Genomic DNA, 19863 nt, shown 5'->3' with positions numbered 1-19863 from the left:
GGCAAGCGTTAAAATTAGTAATTGATGAATATTATTTACTGATTAAATTCAGTTAATTTCTTTCGATAGCTATTAGGTGTAAACGACGTCAGTTTTTTAAACGTTTTAATAAACAGGCTAGGACTGCTGTAACCAGACTCATATGCAATATCGGTTACCGAGTAGTTAGTCATCTCCAGCTGTTTCTTAGCAAAGTTAATGCGGATTTCATTAATAATCTGCATAGGTGTTTTACTGTAAAAACGCTGGGTAGCGCGGGTCAGATACTCCTGAGACTTTGCGGACAGGCGAACCATGTTTTCCAGCGCGTTTTCACTAAACTGCCTTTTGTCATGCATAGTCTCCACGGTGGTTTTAAGCCATTGTGGAATATCATCCAGCACTTGCTCTTCACGATGATGCCGTAACCGATTAATAATATAGAAGGTGACCACTTCTACAAATTCATCCAGACCACTCTCGCGAAAATTCAACGATGCAATAACCGTTTCAATGTAGGTGAGAAATGAGTTATTAGCCCGATACACCTGTGAAGCAACAAAACAAAACGGTAATAAAGGATGATAATGCTGTTCGAAAAAACGTTTACTAATACCGACGTTAAGGATCCGTGTCGCGCCGAAATCATAGAAACTTTGGTGATGCGATCCCAGAGGGATAAAAACAAAATCTCCACGTTCGAGCAGTACGCGCTTCCCGTTGATTTCCTGATAATAACGCCCGGTTAATACCAGGGTAAATTCGTAGTAATCGTGCTGATGCAGTCCACTGATACTCTCAGTTTTGTTATAGATAAACACATGGAAATTTTTGCCATTAAAAAGCTGCTGCTCATAGACGGTCTTGATTTCCGGTGCGTTAATCTGTAGTTGCATCATGCACTCCTCACTATTTCAGCTTCTCGTGAAGCTCAATCAGTTCTGTAATCAATTCGCGCGCCAGCATTGACGTCATCAGATGATCTTGCGCGTGAACCAGAACCAGGCTGACCTTCATTTTACCTTCACCCTGATCGCCTTCAATCAGTTTCGTTTGTACGAGATGCGCCTCGTTAAGCGCCATGCGAGACTGTTCCATCATCGTCTTCGCCGACTCAAAATCCCCCTGCTTGGCCATTTTGAGCGCACCATATGCCAGACTACGGGCCTGACCTGAATTGATGATAAGTCCCATCACCACTTCTTCCAGCTCTTCAGCCTCTGACGGCGTACCTACGATGTTTTCGATATCCAACATACTCTTTTCCTCTGGTTCAGTCCGGCATGCCTGGGTAGACATGCCGGATTAAATTTAGAATTTCAATGCGTTAGCGATATCTTCTTCGCTTTCTTCCTGGTCAATAACGTTCTGCGCTTTGTTGGCAACAACCACGAAAGGCAGATACACCAGCGTTGCAATCCCAAGGTTGAACAGTGCGACTAACAACGCGGCGACGCTGCCGTTAGTGTTGAAGAAAGCACCCAACCCGGTTGGCATGGTCCACGGTGCAATATTGGTAACCGGTGGAATAATGCCTGTGTAATAGGCGGCCAACATAATCGCTGCCAGAATTGGTTGAACCAGAATGAACGGGATAAACATCACCGGGTTCATGATAATTGGCAGGCCGAACAGGATAGGCTCGTTAATCTGGAAGATGCCTGACGGCAGTGCCAGTTTTGCCACCTGACGATAGTCCGGACGGCGGGATGCCAGGAAGATAGCAATAATCAGACCCAGCGTTGCTCCGCTACCCCCAAGGAAAATATAGGAGTCAAGCATTGGCTTTGCCCAGACATGGAACGTTTTACCGGCTTCCAGTGCAGCGTCGACAGAACCAAACTGCTGGTAAATCGCGATGTTTTCCAGCGCCCATGGCGTCATGATACCGCTATCCAACGCAGTCAGCGCCAGTGAACCGTGAATACCAAAGAACCACAGCAGCGGGACAAAAATCACGTAGGCCCAGCCCACCACGCTGCCCAGTGATGCCAGCGGAGTAGAAATTGAGTCCATGATGATCTGGTGGAAGTTCGTGCCGAAAGTCGTCAACGCCCAGGCAATAATCCCCATAACGGAGAGGATAAGAAAGCCCGGTATCAATGCAGAGAATGAGCGCGAAACGGATGTCGGCACGCTATCAGGTAATTTAATCACCCAATTACGACGGACAACAAAGGTAAACATTTCCGCGACAACCAAACCGATAATAATACCGGATATAATATTCGCACCACCCAACCAGTTTGCACCAACGGCATAGGCTTCGCCCACGCTATATGGAGTTACGGTCATAAATGCTGCAACAGATAACAGTCCGGCCGCCAGTGAATCGACTTTGCGTTCTTCCGCTAGCGCCATACCTATAAAGAATGGCGCCATCAATGACATAATACCCAGCGTACCGTTATAGACGTTTCCACCAATGCCTTTTAAACTATTGAGACTCTCAATAGTAGAAGCATCAAGCCGAATGCCCATTGAATAAAAAAAGGACCCCTCCCCAAAGCTCAGGAAAACGTTATTTATTAATACAAACATGGCCCCTGCGAGGGTTAACGGCATTAAACGAATAAAACCGTTTTTGATTGCATTAACGTGTGGCTGCTTTCCAATTTTTACAGCAAAAGGAAGGAGTACCTTTTCAAGTGAAGCAATAGCGTTACTCATAGAAAAATACCCTTAAATACCGCAATAAAAAATTGCGGTGAATGTTAATGAAATAACTCTTTGACGGGAAAATTAAAATAAAATAATTAATTTGCTGCGGCTTTTTTAATTGCTGCAACAGCAGCTTTAAGCACGCCTAAACCATCGACTTTGCCATACAACAGCGAGTCAATCACTTCAACAGGCTTGTTTGGTAACAAACGCTGAATTTCGGGTAACATATAAGCAATTTGTGGGCCTAATAAAACGACATCGGCCACGGGACCTTTTTCTCCGGCCAGCGTTTCAGGAAACGCTTCAATAATAACCGGTACTTCGTATTTTTCAGCCTGCGCGCGCATTTTCGATACTAGCAAGGAAGTCGACATGCCCGCAGAACAAAACAGATAAATGTGTTTCTTTTCCATAAAAACGATCCTCATATGCGATTATCTGTCAACCAGACAGTCCGCAAGCCATAACCTGCATCCATGCTCTGGGTAACTTGCGTCAGCTAAATTACTTTTTTAGGTGGCTGAAATGAGTATACGGGATTGCACTGGAGGATGGTATTTCCTTGACCAACAAAATTGCTTCTCCTTGACCTGTCGTTATGACACCCCTCACATTTCGGGCAAATAATTCGCGACAATAATTAAGATCGCTAGAGACAAAAAAACCGGCGCGATGGCCGGTTCTCCAGAACGCACAGGCAATATACAGTTGTTACTTCTTCGCCGCCTGTGGGTCTGTGTCGTACTCTGCACATGTCTGATAGCCAGAATTAATCACGTGTCCAGTATCATCCAATGCAACAAAATAGGTCTCAGCTTTACCATCTCGTTGACCCAGGATGTAAGTCTGACAAGTTCCACGCGCATGAATCATGCTCACTTCAGATGAAGGCTTACCAGCAATCTGCGCAACCTGCGCCCGGCTCATCCCTTTCTTCACATCTTTCACCACGGGCTGGACAAATTGGTCTTTCGTACGGTCGTAGGCCGTACAACCTGCCAGCATAGTCATTACCGCCGCTGCACCCAGAATTCCTGTTAGATTCTTGTTCATTTTTTCTTCCTCTTGTTGGTACACAATATCATTCAAAATACATCGAAGCGGCAACTGAGCAAATCTTCAGGAGCTTACATCAGTAAGTGACTGAGGTGAGCAAAGGCAGCCAGCAAAGAGACGATTTGAATGATGCCGTATATTTCAGCGTGTTATATAAGCCTGGAGCACAACAACTCATTTTTCAAGCTGACAGTTGATACTTAAGCCCTTTCGGAAAATTCTATTAAAACAAAATGATGTTATATCCGGCCGCATCCCTTGTCGTTTGGGCGTCAACGCGTTAGCTTTAACACATCATTATTTTTGATCATTTTATTTTTCGGAGGGGGTTAAATGACTCTGCAACAAGAGATAATCCAGGCGCTTGGCGCCAAACCGCACATTAATGCAGAAGAGGAAATTCGCCGCAGCGTGGATTTTCTGAAATCGTACCTGCAAACCTACCCCTTTCTGAAATCACTGGTGTTAGGGATTAGCGGTGGCCAGGACTCAACCCTGGCCGGAAAATTATGCCAAATGGCGATTTCTGAACTGCGTGAAGAAACCGGCAACGACGCACTGCAGTTTATTGCCGTTCGTCTGCCTTACGGCGTTCAGGCCGATGAACAGGACTGCCAGGATGCGATAGCATTCATCCAGCCGGATCGCGTGTTAACCGTTAATATAAAGGGCGCGGTACTTGCCAGTGAGCAGGCATTACGTGAAGCGGGTATCGAACTAAGTGATTTTGTGCGAGGTAATGAGAAAGCCCGTGAACGTATGAAGGCACAGTACAGTATCGCTGGGATGACCAGCGGTGTTGTCGTTGGTACCGATCACGCGGCAGAAGCTATCACCGGATTCTTCACCAAATATGGCGATGGCGGCACCGACATTAACCCTATTTTCCGCCTCAACAAGCGTCAGGGGAAACAGCTTCTTGCCGCGCTGGGTTGCCCTGAGCATCTCTATCAGAAAGCACCAACCGCCGATCTCGAGGACGATCGTCCTTCTCTGCCTGATGAAGCCGCATTAGGCGTGACGTACGACAACATCGATGATTACCTGGAAGGGAAAACACTGGATGCCGCGGTGGCAAATAAAATCGAAGGCTGGTATGTGAAGACAGAGCATAAACGTCGCCCACCAATTACGGTGTTTGACGACTTCTGGAAAAAGCCGTAACTCACTTCTTCCAGCATGATGCCGGATAGCGACAATTTATGTCCTGTCCGGCACAAGAACTGGAAACATCATCCCAGCCTCTTTTTTGAGCGAAACACTTTTGTTACACTGGATGAATAACCAGCATCCGGAGTTACAAGTGGTACGGCGTCAATCAGCACCTCGTCTTTCGTTTGAACCAGCAGCAATCTATGAATACCCCGAGCACTTGCGCCCGTTTCTGCGCGAGCTGCCAGCGGTACCTGGCGTTTATCTGTTTCACAGCGATAGCGATACGATGCCGCTTTATATCGGCAAAAGTGTGAATATTCGCAGCCGGGTGTTATCGCATCTGCGTACAGCCGACGAAGCGGCAATGTTGCGCCAGTCCCGACGTATTACCTGGATTTGTACAGCCGGGGAAATCGGCGCGCTCCTGCTGGAAGCCCGGCTGATCAAAGAGCAACAACCCCTGTTTAACAAACGACTGCGGCGTACGCGCCAGCTCTGTTCCCTGCGATTAACCGACCGAACTGTTCAAGTTGTCTATGCACGCGAAGTTGATTTCTCACAAACGCCCCATCTGTTCGGCCTGTTTGCTCATCGCCGCGCCGCGCTACAGGCGCTGCAAAGCCTCGCTGATGAACAGAAGCTTTGCTACGGTTTACTCGGGCTGGAACCGCTGAGTCGCGGACGAGCCTGCTTCCGTTCAGCGCTTAAACGCTGCGCCGGAGCATGTTGCGGAAAGGAGAGTCCCGAGGCGCATCAGTTGCGACTACAGGAAGCGCTGGAAAGACTACGCGTAATCTGCTGGCCGTGGAAAAGTGCAATTGCACTGAAAGAGAGCACGGCGGAACTGACGCAGTACCACATCATCAATAACTGGCTGTGGCTCGGCGCTGTGTCAACACTGGATGAGGCCACAACGCTGGCACGCATGCCTGCCGGCTTTGATCATGATGGTTATAAAATCCTCTGCCGGCCGGTCATGTCAGGGCAATATGAAATTATTGAACTGGATCCGGAGAATGCCCCGGCATCCAGTTAATCTCACTAAATAACAGCTTCCCTTCCGCTTTTAGTAGTCGCAACGTGTGCTTGCCATCGTGCCAGCATGCGCCCTGGTCAACTGTCAGCAATTTATCTCCCAGTTGCCAGGCTCCGCTAATCACAAACACAACGCCGCCACGCGAACCAAAGGTTGTAAAAGTACGATCAGCAACTCTGACTTTCGCCTGACAGACATCACGACGCGTCATGATATTGAAATCCATCGACATCTGTCCCTCTGTCAGCCTGGCTTTTACCACCCTGTCCCCCGCGAAGGTAAACGGTTGATGCTGCTTGAGCGTATGCGTGAAAGCATTCACGCCTTCCAGAGTGACTTCCCCCCCTTCCAGCAGCGTAATCACGCGTTCGACCCCAGGGAAAAGTGAAAATTCGCCGTTCGCGGCAATAGAGGCAATACTCGCCCGCCAGTGGAAATCACGTGTTGCAGGCGGAAAACAACAAATCTCACGCGTTTCTCCCGCACCATTACGCCAAAGATTGACCGGCATTTTGCGGATATCAAAGTATTCCATCATCTCTCCAGAAAGGCGCAGTACGCCAGTATGCCGCACACAGGCACCCTAATCATCGTAGTTATCATTCACCCTGCACATTGTTGTTATCGGCAGCAGAGTTGATTTGCCTTAGCGATGAACCTGGCGTTTTACAAAAAAGATTAACGCGCTGATCCAGGTAGAATTTTCGCGGGCTTCAGGAGAATAGCGTGTCGGTTGCGAGGTGCAATAGGCAGTAAAGAAAAAACCGCCGATCCTGCCCACCTCGTTAAACGTGTTGTGGACAAGACCGGCGGTCTTGAGTTTTTATTCGCGCCGTATCAGACACAACGCGAATGATTTAGTGTAGACGCTGATCGATTACTCAGCAGCCTTTGGCATTTTACCTTTCTGCGCTTCACGTTCTGTCAGACGCTTCTCAAAATTGGCATTAAACTGTTTTTTCTGTTCCGGCGTCAGAATGTTGTAGATCTTGTTCTGGGTTTCCATGTGCGCCAGCATGTTGGCTTTACGCTGTTCTTCCATCTTCGCAATTTGCGCTTCAGCTTTCGCTTTATCGAAGCTATCGCTGGCGATGATATCGTGCATTGCACGGCGTTCTTCCAGCGGCGGACGTTTCATCTGATCGCGCTGACCTTTCATAATGTCGCGGATCTGTTGTTTCTGTGCATCGGTCAGATTGAGGTCTTTAAACATCATGTCGTGATGTGGGCCAAACTTACCGTTGTGGTGCATCATAGGTTTGGCAGTTGCCGGTGCAGCAGTTGTAGTATCAGCAGCATGTGCCAGGTTCGCGGCGCCCAGCGCCAGGGTAGAGGCAACAAACAAAGCAGTCAGTTTACGCATAATTTCTGTCCTTCCTTTCAGTTATTCTTACGACACTCATGCAATGTGATGTCGTGTTGACGAGACTAACTTTACCGGCTTTAGCGTCAATTAATCAGAGCAACGGTAAAACAATGAAAGTGTAAAAAACAAACTTTCATCAATTATGAAGAAAAAAAGAATAAATTGCGGAGAGTTGAAATAAAAAATTACAACAAGATGATTTTGAAAGGATTATGAAGAACTATACCTGAACTCTGATTATTAAGAAAGCAACTTACCAGGAATAATCTGTAATATATCCTTTATCTTCCAAATTATATTTTTGTAGCTGCTCTGGCTTACCCCAGTTACCTGATTATCTGGTTCCTGGGGCGAATATTTCAGTCACAACCTTTCCAGCATCAACCCGGCACGTAAGCCACAAGCCACATTGGGGTTTGGAAAGAGAACATATTCAACATCGTGGGTGACAATAAAACGCTCATCGCCATCCTGTGCCAGCAACGTCCCCTCCCTGAATGGCGTAAAGTTCAGCGTCTGGTTATCCATATGCAAAATAAAATCGTCGCTACGCCGTGTAATTTGCGACACCACGCGATAGCGCACCGGGAATGTGTCCTCTGCACCACTACATTCCCCCTTCAGCAAACAGGCCAGCGCATCTGCTGTCTGCGCAAATTGAGTCAGATCGTTTTGTCCAAACGGCAATGCTTTACCCAGTTCCAGCGTACAAGCCAGCGCACCAAAATGCTCTCCGCTAAAGTGAGTGAACGTTCCGCCCGGCGCCTGATGGAAAACCAGCGCCTCCAGCCCCGCATCCCCCAACCAGGACAGAAACCCTTCGTCCCACGGCACGTTGCGCTGCGGCAATACACCGAAGCGCAGATGATGTGAACCACGAATAGCGGTATGGAGATCCAGATGCCAACGCACCGTCTCTGTTGCACTTGAATAAAAATCCTCCAGACACAGCTCCAGCTCACGGGCTCGCAGCGTTTCACCACTTGCGGCAAATATCTGCCATCGACCGCCAAACATGCGATTCAGATCGCTATGACAATAGCGCTTACCCGCAGTCAGCGCCTGCGGATTACCCAGTATCACCAACATTCGCCAGGTTAAAGTCAGCTTGCCGCTAAACAATCCTGACAACAACACATCAAGCATTTCTACCGGTGCAGTTTCATTGCCATGTATACCAGCGGAAAGCACCAGCGAACGTTCAACCGGAGCAAGAGGCGTAAGTTCCAGAATGCCATGTCCGCGCCACTGCCAGTTAAAACCATGTGCTTTACCCTGGATAGTATCCGGCGCAGTACCCGCGAGCGTCAGGGCAAGAAAATTTTCCATAACTCACAGCTCCTGCTGGAAGGGGTAAACAGAACCGAGGTTCAGTAATTGTGTCAGCGAATCCAGCGCTTCGCGGCCTTCACGCAGCAGTTGCGGGTCGGCGAGATCAGCGGCGGTCAGACGATCCCGGTAGTAACGGTCGACCCAGTTATTCAACGTATTGAATAACGTATCATTCATGATAACCGCCGGATTAACAGCTTGTAGCTCTTGTGGGGTTAATACTACCCGTAAGCGCAGACAAGCAGGACCACCGCCGTTAGACATACTTTCCCGCAGATCAAATACCCGCAGATCGTTGATCGGGTTATCACCTTCCAGCACATGGTGCAGATAACGCCATACGCCAGCATGTTCCCGGCACTCCTGCGGTAAAATCAGCATCATCGAGCCATCATCACAACTCAACAACTGGCTGTTAAACAGGTATGTCGCTACCGCATCCTGCACTGAAACTTCCGCTGAGGGCACTTCCAGCGCAGTAAATCCAGCCACCTGTGTACGTAGCTGACTCAATAACGCTTGCTGTCTGGCAAACGCCAGCTCATGGCAAAACAACACCTGACGATTCGACACCGCAATAACATCGTTATGGAAGACTCCGAGATCGATGACATCCGGGTTTTGTTGGGCAAAAATTAGCTGATGCGGGTTAACCTGATTCAACCGCGCCACGGCTTCGCTGGCCTCGCGGGATTGCCGCGCCGGATAGCGCTTCGGTTGCGTTGCATTTCCCTCTTCGCGGCCATAAACAAACAGCTGTACACCAGGCCCGCCGTAGTCACCACCGAGACGGTTATGGTTCGCCGCCCCTTCATCGCCCAGCAACGCGACCTGCGGCAGCGCACCGTGAACCGCAAAGGTTTTCTCATCGCGGAAAATCGCCCGCAACAGCGATTCAGTGGTCGGTGCTTCCAGCGAACGGTGGAATTTATTATTCAGGTTGGCAACCGTCAGATGCACTTTCCCATCCAGCGAATCAGCAGAAGGACAAACCGTTGCCGCATTCGCCACCCACATTGGCGATGCGGAGCTGACGCTGGAGAGCCAGTGAGGCGCCTGGCGCGCCACCTTTTCCAGCACCTGCTCGTCGCTGCCGCTGAACCCAAGCTGGCGCAGCGCCGGAATAAACGGACGTTCATGGGGAGGGATCACCGCCTGAGGAAATCCCGCATCCGCCAGCGCTTTCATCTTTAACAGACCCTGCTTTGCCGCCAGACGGGGATTCGACACCTGAAAACGGTGTTGCGTCGAAGCCTCATTGCCAAATGACAACCCAGCATAGTGATGCGTCAGCCCTACCAGCCCGTCGAAATTGACCTCACGCGCTTTCATATTTTACCCTCGCGTGAAAAATCCAGTCCCGGACTAAGGGCTGCAGGCAGCGTTAATAGCGGTGACTCCAGACTTGCCATCGGCCAGGCGCAATAATCTGCGGCATACCAGGCACTGGCGCGATGGTTCCCGGATGCGCCTACCCCACCAAATGGCGCAGTGCTTGCCGCACCGGTCAAGGGTTTATTCCAGTTGACAATTCCGGCCCGCGCTTCCAACAGGAGCTGATCAAACTGAACGCGATCCGGCGACACCAGCCCACACGACAGACCAAATCGGGTATTGTTGGCCAGATGAATGGCGTCGTCGAAGTTGTCGTAACGCCACACGCCGAGCAGCGGACCGAAGACTTCCTCATCCGGCACGTTTGCCACATCGGTCAGTTCGATTATCCCCGGTGCCAGCAGGGAGGTACCCACTTGCACTCGCCGTGGAGCCAGCAAAGTGCGACCGCCAAGGGCTTCAAGACGTTGCCAGGCATCATATACGTGCTGTGCCGCTTGTTGGGAAATAAGCCCGCCGATAAAGGGTTGCGGCTCGTCATCCCAGTTTCCCGGAACCAGACGCTGACTGACTTCAACCAGGCGCGCCAGGAATGCATCCCCCTGCGCCCCTTTTTTTACCAGCAGCCGACGAGCGCAGGTGCAACGTTGCCCGGCGGTGACAAACGCCGACTGAATAGTCAGATGCACTGCCGCATCAATATCTTCCGGATTTTCAATAATCAGCGGGTTGTTGCCCCCCATCTCCAGCGCGAGGATTTTTTCCGGCTGCCCGGATAACTGGCGATGCAACTGATAGCCCGTATTGGCGCTACCGGTAAACAGCAGGCCGTCAAGGTCTTCCAGCGCACTCAACGCCTGCCCCGTTTCGCGCCCGCCCTGCACCAGATTCAGCACGCCTGGCGGTAATCCTGCCTGCTCCCACAATTTTACTACTGCCTCACCGGTCCACGGGGTCAGTTCACTGGGTTTGAAAATCAGTGTATTACCCGCCAGCAGAGCCGGAACAATATGACCGTTGGGCAAATGACCGGGGAAGTTATACGGACCAAAAACCGCCAGCACGCCGTGGGGACGGTGACGCAACGTCGCAGCACCATCTGGCAACTCATTATGTTGCTCACCGGTACGTACATGATAGGCTTTTACGGAGATAGCGATTTTATTGATCATCGCCGTCAATTCTGTCGCGGCCTCCCAGCGTGGTTTGCTGGTTTCCTGTGCAATAATCGCTGTGAGTTCTGTTTTATTGCTCTCCAGCAAGGCGGCGAATTTCTCCACAACCGCCTGACGTGCGGCAAAAGGCTGTTTTGCCCAACCAGGGAAAGCTGCACGCGCTGCATGACATGCCTGGGCCACCTGCGAGGCATCAGCATCATTTCCTTGCCACAGGGTATCGCCACTCACCGGATTGGTTTTCACCCGACGTTCACCCAGACCCGTTACCCAATCGCCATTTATCCATAATGTCATGCTGTTTTCTCCTCTGCACAAAGACGAACTAAACGGACCTTGTCGCCCGCGTGGCACTTCAGGGCATCCAACTGCGCCGCCGTTAACACCAGGCGCTGAGTATGCGGATCGGCGCGAACCAGCATGACGCGGAAGTTGTGATAGTTTTCATTGGCAACCAGACAGGCCGGATATTCGCCTGGTGCCGGTTGTCCTTCAACAACCTCCACCAACCTGCTTTTGCGAATCGCCCGAACCCGGTCGATATCGCATTCCAGCGTCGGCCCACCGTCGAAAATGTCAATATAGTTACGATAGCGAAACCCTTCCTTCTCCAGCACCGCGCGGGCAGGTGCGGTTTGCGGATGCACTTCGCCAATCACGCTTTGCGCTTCGTCCGACAAGAAATGGGTATAAATAGGATGCTTGGGCATCAATTCAGCAATAAATGCTTTTTGCCCTGTTCCACACAGAAAATCAGCCCTGCTGAACTCCATTGAGAAAAAGCGCTTCCCAAGGCTTTGCCAGAACGGGGAGTAACCGTGTTCATCGATCACTCCGCGCATTTCTGCCACTACTTTTTCGTTAAACCGGTCACGGAAGGCGGCCATAAACATAAAACGCGATTTCGACAGTAAATAGCCGTTGCCTTCTTTTCGCCAGTCCGGATCGAGGAACAGGGTACACAGCTCACTGCTTCCCGTATGATCGTTACTGAGAAACAGCGTCGGCAGCGCGTTATAAACGTTCAGCTCTTTCGAGGCATGCACCAGGGTACCCACCCGATAGTTATACCAGGGATCATTAAGTCCAACCGCCACTTCGATTGCGCAAATTCCTGCTACCGTACCTGTGGCGCTGTCTTCGAGCACAAAAACATACCCCTGCTCGCTTTTCGGCAACTTGCCCTGCCAGGTTTGCAGCGAACGTTCAATTCTCGCCATAAGAGTGGCTTCATTCGCCGGAAGCGACGTCAATCCGCCGCCGGTCTTACTGGCAAGTTGCATTAACGCCGTAATATCTGCGCGTTCAATGGGACGGATCACCATCATGATGAACCTCCTGCTGTAATGCGTTCACAGGCCAGTGCAAAGCGATCCAGTCCGGTGGCAACTTCTTCTTCGCTGACGTTCAACGCTGGCGCAAAACGCACTACGTTCCCACCAGCAATCAGCACCATCACCCCTGCACAGGCGGCTTCTTGCGAGATCAGTTTGGCTTTCCCGGCAAACTCTTCATTCAGTACGCAGCCGATTAACAGGCCAAGTCCACGAATTTCACTAAATAATCCAAAACGTTCGTTAATGGCGTTGATACGCTCCACAAACCAGTCGTGACGCTGTTTGACGCCATTCAATACTTCCTGCGTGTTAACAATTTCCAGCACTTTCCCGGCCACCGCAGAGGCCAGCGGATTTCCGCCGTAAGTGGTACCGTGTGTGCCCACCGTCATCACACTGGCGCATTGCTCAGTCGTCAATAACGCGCCAACAGGAAAACCACCGCCCAACGCTTTGGCCGTCGTCAGCAGATCCGGCGTCACGCCGTAATGCATATAGGCATACAGCTCGCCAGTACGGCCGACTCCGGTCTGCACTTCATCGAAAATAAGCAGCGCATTGTGTCGATCGCATAATTCACGCAGCCCCTGTAAAAATGCTTTCGTTGCCGGTATCACGCCACCCTCGCCCTGGACTGGTTCCACGATAACCGCGCAAGTTGCGTCATTAATCAACTGGCTGGCAGAATCCAGATCGTTATACACGGCATGGCGGATATCCGGCGGCAACGGTGCAAAATCCTGCGAATAGGCTGGCTGCCCCCCGGCGCTTACGGTAAACAGCGTGCGACCGTGGAAGGCATTTTTAAAGGCCACGATGCCACTTTTCTGGCTACCGAAACGATCGTGAGCATATTTACGCGCCAGTTTTAGTGCGGCCTCGTTAGCTTCCGCACCAGAGTTACAAAAGAAAACGCGCTCGGCAAAAGTTGCATCAATCAGTTGTTTCGCCAACCGCAGTACCGGCTCGTTGGTATAGCCATTTCCGGTATGCCAGAATTTACTCGCCTGATCGTTTAATGCTTCACGTAACGCCGGATGTGCGTGCCCCAGCGCATTAACCGCAATGCCTCCCGCGAAATCGATATACTCTTTACCCTGCTGATCCCACAGACGCGAGCCTTCACCACGAACCGGAATAAAAGGCGCCGGAGCGTATACGGGCATCATCCATTCATCAAAATTTTCACGCGTAACTGACAGAGACATAGCGACCTCAACGGTAAATAAAAAGTTATTTATATGTTAAATAATATAGTGTTTGCGCTGTAAATGTAGATTGCAGGGTTCGTGCCAGCCAGCGAAAAAAATGCATAAACGGAGTGAGGGAACGGAATATCAACAGGTTACAACCCAGCGATATTCACTGTACGTGCATATAAAGTGAATATGTTTGCGCACTGGGCGACTAAACAGAGGAAAAAGCGAAATATTATTCAGTTGCCAAATATAATTCTGGAATTGTGATCATATACGAAATTTATCGGAAATTATTGCTCTATTCTGACGCACTCCGCGCCAAAACAGTGCAGTTTTTGCCCCATCGTTAACACCTTTAGCAGTCATTGTTGGAATCAGGTGACAAGTGGCAGTCAGCCAGCAGAAATTCTGCTACCATCCTTGCACTATTCACCTTGCAAAGTGGCAGCGACTATGAAATTTGTCTCTTTTAATATCAACGGCCTGCGCGCCCGTCCTCATCAACTGGCAGCTATTGTCGAAAAACACCAACCCGATGTTATTGGCCTGCAGGAGACAAAAGTTCATGATGATATGTTCCCTCTCGAAGAGGTAGCAAAGCTGGGTTACAACGTTTTCTATCACGGTCAGAAAGGACATTACGGCGTTGCGTTACTGACGAAAGAAACCCCGGTGTCTGTACGTCGTGGCTTCCCGAACGATGACGAAGAAGCCCAGCGCCGTATTATCATGGCGGAAATTCCTTCATCTCTGGGTAACATCACCGTCATCAACGGCTATTTCCCTCAGGGTGAAAGCCGTGACCATGAAACCAAATTCCCGGCCAAAGCAGCGTTCTATCAGAACCTGCAAAACTATCTGGATACCGAACTGAAGCGCGACAATCCAGTGCTGATCATGGGAGACATGAATATCAGCCCAACCGATCTTGATATCGGCATCGGTGAAGAGAACCGCAAGCGCTGGCTGCGTACCGGAAAATGCTCTTTCCTGCCGGAAGAGCGTGAATGGATGGAGCGCCTGCTGGGTTGGGGGTTGGTGGACACCTTCCGTCATGCTCATCCGGAAACAAACGACCAGTATTCGTGGTTTGATTACCGTTCAAAAGGCTTCGACGACAACCGTGGCCTGCGTATCGACCTGCTGCTGGCAAGCACTCCGCTGGCAGAGCGCTGCGAAGAAACCGGGATCGACTATGAGATCCGCAGCATGGAAAAACCATCCGACCACGCACCGGTGTGGGCAAAATTCCGCGTGTAATCCATACCATCGCCTTTTCTCCAGAGCATCGCCGCTCTGGAGAGCGGATATATCCTGAGCAAAATCAATAAAATAACGGTAATACATTGTTACGTCCGGGAATTTATTATATCTTCCGCCCACTTTTCGCTTGCGAAAACGCGTCATCGCACATGGTTTACAGGAGTGCCCCTATGAAAAAGAAGTTCGCATAAGGCAGAATACAGGCTACTGATTGTCGCCGCATTATTCTGCGCTCTGACGGGAGCTGTCCATTATTACGGTCTGACTGACCTGATAACTAATTTCCATCATCTACAAGACGCCATCCGTCAGAGCGGTATCTTTGGCTACACGTTATATATCCTGCTTTTTATCGTGGCGGCGCTATGTCTGATCCCCGGCAGTATTCTGGTGATCGTCGGCGGGATCCTCTTTGGCCCACTGGTTGGCACCCTTATTTCCCTGGTAGCGGCCACCGTAGCCTCGGCGTTGTCGTTTCTACTGGCCCGCTGGCTTGGCCGCGATCTGCTGCTGAAATATGCCGGTCATACCACCACCTTTCAGGCAATCGAAAAAGGCATTGCCCATAGTGGGATTGACTTTTTGATCCTCACCCGGCTCGTTCCGCTATTTCCATATAATATTCAAAATTATGCTTACGGGTTGACCGCAATCTCTTTCTGGTCGTTTACTTTTACTTCAGCAGTTACCACCTTGCCCGGTATCTTTATCTATACCCTGATGTCGCACGAGCTTGCCCAGGAAGGCATCACCCTGGCATTTATCATTAAACTCAGTGGGGCAGGCATTGCATTATTCGCCCTGGTACAGGCGGCAAAAGCCTGGGCCCGGTGTAAACGTGTCGATCCCTCTGCCCATCGTGAGCAAACAGGTAAATGATGAAGCGAAATAAAGCGCACCTCATAAAGTTTTGCCGGATCGGGCTGATTATACTGCTGCTGTTGGCGCTGATGGCGTGGGTATGGATACCTGCCGTAAGCGACTTTCTCCGACAAAGCCTGGCGGCATTTGCCACGGTTGATCAGCATGCGCTTGAGAATTTCATTCGTTCCTGGGGTACTCAGGCAGCAGTAGTTTCCTTCTTTTTGATGATCTTGCAGGCAATTATCGCCCCGCTTCCGGCCTTCCTGATCACATTTGCGAACGCATCACTGTTCGGCGCATTCTGGGGAGGCGTACTGTCCTGGACCAGTGCCATGGCGGGTGCGACGTTATGCTTTTTTATTGCCCGTATTTTAGGCCGTAGTGCGGTGGAAAAATTGACCGGAAAAACGGTGCTGAAAAATATGGATGCCTTTTTTGAGCGTTACGGCAAACATACTATTCTCGTGTGCCGCCTCCTCCCTTTCGTCCCTTTTGACCCGATAAGCTATGCCGCGGGCCTGACATCGATCCGCTTTCGCCACTTTTTCCTCGCCACCGGCATTGGTCAGTTGCCCGCTACCATCGTCTATTCATGGGCCGGGAGCCTGTTAACCGGAGGCGCATTTTGGTTTGTTACCGGGCTGTTTGTGCTTTTTGCGCTGACCGTGGTTATCCCGGTCGCGCGAAGCCTCTATCTTGAGCGGCAGAGGAAACAGTCCTGAAGCCTGCATTCACTCATTATCAAGGAAATATTATGCGTTACTGCTTATTGTGCCTTGGTTTACTGCTCTTCCCCCTGGCAACTTTTGCGCAGGATGCGAACTGGCAGCAGATCAAAAACGAAGCCCGAGGGCAAACGGTTTGGTTTAACGCCTGGGGAGGCGATAACGCGGTTAACCAGTATCTCGACTGGGTTAGCGGTGAGATGAAAACACATTATGCTATTAACCTGAAAATCGTACGTCTGGCAGATGCAGCCGATGCCGTTAAACGCATTCAAACGGAAGCCGCTTCCGGGCGTAAAACCGGCGGCTCAGTCGATTTGCTGTGGGTTAACGGCGAAAATTTCCGTACGCTAAAAGAGGCTAATCTGCTACAAACGTACTGGGCGCAAACGCTGCCCAACTGGCGCTACGTTGATACCCTGAAGCCTGTGAGCGAAGATTTCTCCATCCCGACTGACGGGGCTGAATCGCCGTGGGGCGGCGCGCAGTTAACCTTTATCGCCAATCGCGATGTTAGCAAACAACCACCACAAACCCCGCAGGCATTACTGGAGTTTGCTAAAGCCTATCCCGGTACGGTGACCTATCCGCGTCCCCCTGATTTTACCGGTACAGCATTTCTCGAACAGTTGTTAATTATGCTCACCACTCAGCCACAAGCGCTGAAAATTGCGCCCGAACCTGCGACGTTTGCCGACGTTACCGCCCCATTGTGGCAGTATCTTGATACATTACATCCCATGTTATGGCGTGAAGGTAAAGACTTTCCTCCCACTCCTGCGCGCATGGATGCACTATTGAATAGCGGAGCGCTGCGTTTGTCGTTGACCTTTAATCCCGCGCACGCCCAGCAAAAAGTGGCCAGCGGTGAATTGCCTCAAAACAGCTACAGTTTTGGCTTTTCACAAGGGATGATTGGCAATGTGCATTTTGTCACTATTCCGGCTAACGCACGGGCCAGAGCCGGGGCGCAAGTCGTCGCTAATTTCCTGCTCTCTCCCGAAGCGCAACTGCGTAAGGCCGATCCCACTTACTGGGGCGATCCTTCGGTGCTTGACCCGCAAAAACTACCCGCTGAGCAGCGTGAAGCGCTACTGGCACGGACCCCAAAAGGCCTGCCCGCTGTACTTCCTGAACCCCATGCAGCCTGGGTAAACGCACTGGAACAAGAATGGCTACGCCGTTACGGTACGCATTAATCCTGTTGATATGGGGCATCATGGCGGCAATCTATTTGCCGCTAGTGCCCGCTGCTTTCGATCTCATCACACCTGCGCTTACCAGCCTCAACTGGCTGGTGCTTTTTGCCGATCCACAGTTACCGCAGGCACTACTGGCGACGCTGGTTTCCGTTACCCTGGCAGCCACTGTTGCGCTGGTCATTGCACTGATGGCGCTCCTCGCATTGTGGCCCGGCGCGGGCTGGGCTCGTCTGTGTACCCGACTCCCCTGGTTGCTGGCCATTCCACACGTGGCATTTGCCACCAGCGTCCTGTTACTATTTGCTGAGGGCGGTATGTTCTATCGCGCACTGCCCTTTCTTACCCCGCAGACCGACCGCTACGGAATTGGCCTTGGCATTGCGCTGGCGGTTAAAGAGAGCGCCTTTGTATTATGGATCCTCTCCGCTCTGTTGAGCGAAAAACAGCTCTCGCAGCAGGTTATCGTCCTGGACTCACTGGGCTATAGCCGACTGCAATGCCTGAACTGGCTGGTATTGCCCTCCATCGCCCCGGCATTAGGTAAAGTTATGCTGGCCGTAGTTGCCTGGTCGTTGTCCGTCGTTGATGTGGCGATAATCCTCGGTCCTGGCAATCCGCCGACGCTTGCTGTATTGAGCTGGCAATGGCTCAGTCAGGGAGACAGCGACCAGCAGACGAAAGGTGCGCTTGCCAGTTTTCTGCTGGTGCTGTTACTGGCCATTTTCGCACTGATCGGTTTTCTTTTCTGGCGATGCTGGCAACGAGCAATCCCGGCGATAAGCGGAGTACGTCAACGTTTGTCCTCCTGTTCATCCGGGCGCTCACTGGCACAACTACTACCCGTTAGCGGTGTGTTATGTGCAGGGATTCTGGTATGGGTTGCAGACTTCTCTTCGGTGGTTCCTGAGACACTATTGACCAGCCTGCAGATGGGATTAATCTCCAGTGTACTGGCATTAATAACACTTTTCTTATGGCTGGAATGGGGACCACAAAGTGGGAATAATTGGGTGTGGCTGCCGATTATCCTGCCTGCGCTACCCCTGGTCACCGGGCAATATACGCTGGCTCTACACGCGGAGCTGGATGGTCTGTTCCTGACGGTTATCTGGGGGCATCTGCTGTGGGTAACGCCATGGATGCTGTTTGTGCTCAAACCGGCGTGGCAGCGTATTGATCCACGACTGATTTTGATCGCCCAAACTCTTGGCTGGACGCAGGGCCGCATCTTCTTGCAGGTAAAATGCCCGCTGTTATTGCGCCCGGCGCTGATTGCCTTATCAGTAGGATTCTCCGTCAGCATCGCCCAGTACATGCCCACCCTGTGGTTAGGCGCCGGGCGTTTTCCCACGCTCACTTCCGAAGCTGTGGCATTGAGCAGCGGCGGTAGCACCGCTATGCTTGCAACACAGGCGTTATGGCAGCTTCTGTTGCCTCTGTTGGTTTTCGCACTGGCGGCATTAATCTCTGCGTGGATTGGCCGCTTACGACAAGGACTCCGTTAATGCTTATCGTGAAAAACGTTTCACTATGTCAGGGTGCGAACGTGCTGCTAAAAGCAGTCAATTTCCAGGTTAAGAAAGGTGACATTGTCACTATTATGGGCCCATCGGGCAGCGGCAAGTCGTCGCTGTTTTCATGGATGGTTGGAGCCCTTTCGCCTCAACTTCAGGCGTCTGGCGAACTGTGGCTCAACGATAAACGCATTGATTCACTGCCCACAGCACAACGTCAGATTGGCATCCTGTTCCAGGATGCACTGCTGTTCGACCACTTCAGCGTTGGGCAAAATTTAATGCTGGCATTACCGGCTTCCCTGAAAGGCTCCGCCAGACGCGATGAAGTTGAACACGCTCTTAAACGTGCAGATTTGGCCGGTTTTTTTCACCGCGATCCGGCGTCATTGTCCGGGGGACAGCGCTCGCGTATCGCGCTGCTGCGCGCGCTGCTAGCACAGCCACAGGCGCTACTACTGGACGAACCGTTCAGTCGCCTGGATACGTCGCTTCGCGACACATTTCGTCAGTGGGTGTTTAACGAAGTTCATCAGCAGGGTATTCCCGTGGTACAGGTTACCCATGACGCGCAGGACGTGCCGCCTGGGGGTTCTGTTTTGCAGATGGTGCAGTGGACGTGAATGTGGCGATATGCTGCGTTAACGCAAGGATTTTACTT

20 protein-coding genes are annotated in these 19863 nt (G+C 51.1%); 8 read left to right on the top strand and 12 right to left on the bottom strand.

The features are described 5' to 3' along the window. Positions 1-35: 35 nt before the first annotated feature. The 5 genes from chbR to osmE form a co-directional block, all read right to left on the bottom strand. Entirely contained in the window at positions 36-878 is an 843-nt protein-coding gene (chbR, locus tag OGY01_RS22410; protein WP_136345518.1) for a transcriptional regulator ChbR, read from the bottom strand. 10 nt (positions 879-888) lie between these two features. Next, positions 889-1236: a PTS N,N'-diacetylchitobiose transporter subunit IIA gene (gene chbA, locus OGY01_RS22405; protein ID WP_045442078.1), complete on the bottom strand. Its 348-nt coding sequence runs from the start codon at positions 1234-1236 to the stop codon at positions 889-891. A gap of 54 nt (positions 1237-1290) precedes the next feature. Continuing rightward, complete coding sequence (gene chbC, locus OGY01_RS22400) at positions 1291-2649, bottom strand: PTS N,N'-diacetylchitobiose transporter subunit IIC (RefSeq protein ID WP_045442068.1); 1359 nt, start codon at positions 2647-2649, stop codon at positions 1291-1293. 86 nt (positions 2650-2735) lie between these two features. Further along, complete coding sequence (gene chbB / locus OGY01_RS22395; RefSeq protein ID WP_003832547.1) at positions 2736-3056, bottom strand: PTS N,N'-diacetylchitobiose transporter subunit IIB; 321 nt, start codon at positions 3054-3056, stop codon at positions 2736-2738. A gap of 298 nt (positions 3057-3354) precedes the next feature. Continuing rightward, positions 3355-3696: an osmotically-inducible lipoprotein OsmE gene (osmE, locus tag OGY01_RS22390; RefSeq protein ID WP_045442064.1), complete on the bottom strand. Its 342-nt coding sequence runs from the start codon at positions 3694-3696 to the stop codon at positions 3355-3357. A gap of 336 nt (positions 3697-4032) precedes the next feature. On the opposite strand from osmE, the gene nadE reads away from it, so the two are divergent. Both nadE and cho read left to right on the top strand, forming a co-directional pair. Further along, positions 4033-4863 (top strand): NAD(+) synthase, encoded by an 831-nt coding sequence (gene nadE / locus OGY01_RS22385; RefSeq protein ID WP_048221600.1) that lies wholly within the window; start codon positions 4033-4035, stop codon positions 4861-4863. Between the two features lie 139 nt (positions 4864-5002). Then, on the top strand, positions 5003-5890 hold the full coding sequence (gene cho / locus OGY01_RS22380; protein ID WP_286493733.1) for an excinuclease Cho: 888 nt from the start codon (positions 5003-5005) through the stop codon (positions 5888-5890). On the opposite strand, the gene ves is transcribed toward cho, so the two are convergent. The 7 genes from ves to astC form a co-directional block, all read right to left on the bottom strand. Beyond that, positions 5850-6425 (bottom strand): environmental stress-induced protein Ves, encoded by a 576-nt coding sequence (gene ves, locus OGY01_RS22375; protein ID WP_045442055.1) that lies wholly within the window; start codon positions 6423-6425, stop codon positions 5850-5852. The two genes, cho and ves, sit on opposite strands and share 41 nt — an antisense overlap. 342 nt (positions 6426-6767) lie before the next feature. Then, positions 6768-7253 (bottom strand): ATP-independent periplasmic protein-refolding chaperone Spy, encoded by a 486-nt coding sequence (spy, locus tag OGY01_RS22370; RefSeq protein ID WP_136345519.1) that lies wholly within the window; start codon positions 7251-7253, stop codon positions 6768-6770. 366 nt (positions 7254-7619) lie between these two features. After that, the gene (gene astE, locus OGY01_RS22365) at positions 7620-8585 is read right to left on the bottom strand and encodes a succinylglutamate desuccinylase (protein ID WP_286493732.1); all 966 of its coding nucleotides are present in this window, start codon (positions 8583-8585) and stop codon (positions 7620-7622) included. Positions 8586-8588: 3 nt separating this feature from the next. Next, a complete protein-coding gene (astB, locus tag OGY01_RS22360; protein ID WP_286493731.1) occupies positions 8589-9920 on the bottom strand; it encodes an N-succinylarginine dihydrolase in 1332 nt (443 codons plus the stop codon). Beyond that, on the bottom strand, positions 9917-11395 hold the full coding sequence (gene astD / locus OGY01_RS22355) for a succinylglutamate-semialdehyde dehydrogenase (protein WP_286493730.1): 1479 nt from the start codon (positions 11393-11395) through the stop codon (positions 9917-9919). Before astD ends, astB begins: the two co-directional genes overlap by 4 nt. Then, entirely contained in the window at positions 11392-12426 is a 1035-nt protein-coding gene (gene astA / locus OGY01_RS22350; protein ID WP_045442043.1) for an arginine N-succinyltransferase, read from the bottom strand. Before astA ends, astD begins: the two co-directional genes overlap by 4 nt. Next, the gene (astC, locus tag OGY01_RS22345; protein ID WP_286493729.1) at positions 12423-13643 is read right to left on the bottom strand and encodes a succinylornithine/acetylornithine transaminase; all 1221 of its coding nucleotides are present in this window, start codon (positions 13641-13643) and stop codon (positions 12423-12425) included. Before astC ends, astA begins: the two co-directional genes overlap by 4 nt. A gap of 444 nt (positions 13644-14087) precedes the next feature. Here astC and xthA point away from each other — a divergent pair, with 444 nt between their 5' ends. The 6 genes from xthA to OGY01_RS22315 all read left to right on the top strand — a co-directional run bounded on the left by xthA (position 14088) and on the right by OGY01_RS22315 (position 19825). Continuing rightward, a complete protein-coding gene (gene xthA / locus OGY01_RS22340; RefSeq protein ID WP_045442034.1) occupies positions 14088-14894 on the top strand; it encodes an exodeoxyribonuclease III in 807 nt (268 codons plus the stop codon). A 210-nt stretch (positions 14895-15104) separates the two neighbouring features. Then, positions 15105-15776, top strand: a complete 672-nt coding sequence (locus OGY01_RS22335; RefSeq protein WP_286493806.1) for a TVP38/TMEM64 family protein — start codon at positions 15105-15107, stop codon at positions 15774-15776. After that, the gene (locus OGY01_RS22330; RefSeq protein ID WP_413814480.1) at positions 15776-16483 is read left to right on the top strand and encodes a TVP38/TMEM64 family protein; all 708 of its coding nucleotides are present in this window, start codon (positions 15776-15778) and stop codon (positions 16481-16483) included. The genes OGY01_RS22335 and OGY01_RS22330 overlap by 1 nt, the downstream gene beginning before the upstream one ends. Before the next feature lie 32 nt (positions 16484-16515). Next, entirely contained in the window at positions 16516-17685 is a 1170-nt protein-coding gene (locus OGY01_RS22325; protein ID WP_286493727.1) for an ABC transporter substrate-binding protein, read from the top strand. Continuing rightward, complete coding sequence (locus OGY01_RS22320; protein ID WP_286493725.1) at positions 17658-19193, top strand: ABC transporter permease family protein; 1536 nt, start codon at positions 17658-17660, stop codon at positions 19191-19193. Before OGY01_RS22325 ends, OGY01_RS22320 begins: the two co-directional genes overlap by 28 nt. Then, positions 19193-19825 carry an ATP-binding cassette domain-containing protein gene (locus OGY01_RS22315; RefSeq protein ID WP_286493723.1) on the top strand — a complete coding sequence of 211 codons (633 nt, stop codon included), beginning with the start codon at positions 19193-19195 and terminating at the stop codon, positions 19823-19825. Before OGY01_RS22320 ends, OGY01_RS22315 begins: the two co-directional genes overlap by 1 nt. Positions 19826-19863 lie beyond the last annotated feature (38 nt).

Origin of the sequence: Citrobacter sp. Cm038 (assembly GCF_030333105.1) — a bacterium.
GTDB classification, from domain to species: domain Bacteria; phylum Pseudomonadota; class Gammaproteobacteria; order Enterobacterales; family Enterobacteriaceae; genus Citrobacter; species Citrobacter murliniae.
The sequence above is the reverse complement of the archived record's forward strand: the minus strand, read 5'-3'. Positions and strand labels throughout refer to the sequence as shown.

Bases quoted from the DNA above. Each gene is read 5' to 3' on its own strand.
- osmE (WP_045442064.1), bottom strand. From the start codon at position 3,696: ATGAACAAGAATCTAACAGGAATTCTGGGTGCAGCGGCGGTAATGACT.
- spy (WP_136345519.1), bottom strand. From the start codon at position 7,253: ATGCGTAAACTGACTGCTTTGTTTGTTGCCTCTACCCTGGCGCTGGGC.
- chbC (WP_045442068.1), bottom strand. From the start codon at position 2,649: ATGAGTAACGCTATTGCTTCACTTGAAAAGGTACTCCTTCCTTTTGCT.
- astA (WP_045442043.1), bottom strand. From the start codon at position 12,426: ATGATGGTGATCCGTCCCATTGAACGCGCAGATATTACGGCGTTAATG.
- astB (WP_286493731.1), bottom strand. From the start codon at position 9,920: ATGAAAGCGCGTGAGGTCAATTTCGACGGGCTGGTAGGGCTGACGCAT.
- astC (WP_286493729.1), bottom strand. From the start codon at position 13,643: ATGTCTCTGTCAGTTACGCGTGAAAATTTTGATGAATGGATGATGCCC.
- OGY01_RS22325 (WP_286493727.1), top strand. From the start codon at position 16,516: ATGCGTTACTGCTTATTGTGCCTTGGTTTACTGCTCTTCCCCCTGGCA.
- chbB (WP_003832547.1), bottom strand. From the start codon at position 3,056: ATGGAAAAGAAACACATTTATCTGTTTTGTTCTGCGGGCATGTCGACT.
- chbR (WP_136345518.1), bottom strand. From the start codon at position 878: ATGATGCAACTACAGATTAACGCACCGGAAATCAAGACCGTCTATGAG.
- astD (WP_286493730.1), bottom strand. From the start codon at position 11,395: ATGACATTATGGATAAATGGCGATTGGGTAACGGGTCTGGGTGAACGT.
- OGY01_RS22315 (WP_286493723.1), top strand. From the start codon at position 19,193: ATGCTTATCGTGAAAAACGTTTCACTATGTCAGGGTGCGAACGTGCTG.
- chbA (WP_045442078.1), bottom strand. From the start codon at position 1,236: ATGTTGGATATCGAAAACATCGTAGGTACGCCGTCAGAGGCTGAAGAG.
- OGY01_RS22320 (WP_286493725.1), top strand. From the start codon at position 17,658: ATGGCTACGCCGTTACGGTACGCATTAATCCTGTTGATATGGGGCATC.
- ves (WP_045442055.1), bottom strand. From the start codon at position 6,425: ATGGAATACTTTGATATCCGCAAAATGCCGGTCAATCTTTGGCGTAAT.
- astE (WP_286493732.1), bottom strand. From the start codon at position 8,585: ATGGAAAATTTTCTTGCCCTGACGCTCGCGGGTACTGCGCCGGATACT.
- OGY01_RS22330 (WP_413814480.1), top strand. From the start codon at position 15,776: ATGAAGCGAAATAAAGCGCACCTCATAAAGTTTTGCCGGATCGGGCTG.
- nadE (WP_048221600.1), top strand. From the start codon at position 4,033: ATGACTCTGCAACAAGAGATAATCCAGGCGCTTGGCGCCAAACCGCAC.
- xthA (WP_045442034.1), top strand. From the start codon at position 14,088: ATGAAATTTGTCTCTTTTAATATCAACGGCCTGCGCGCCCGTCCTCAT.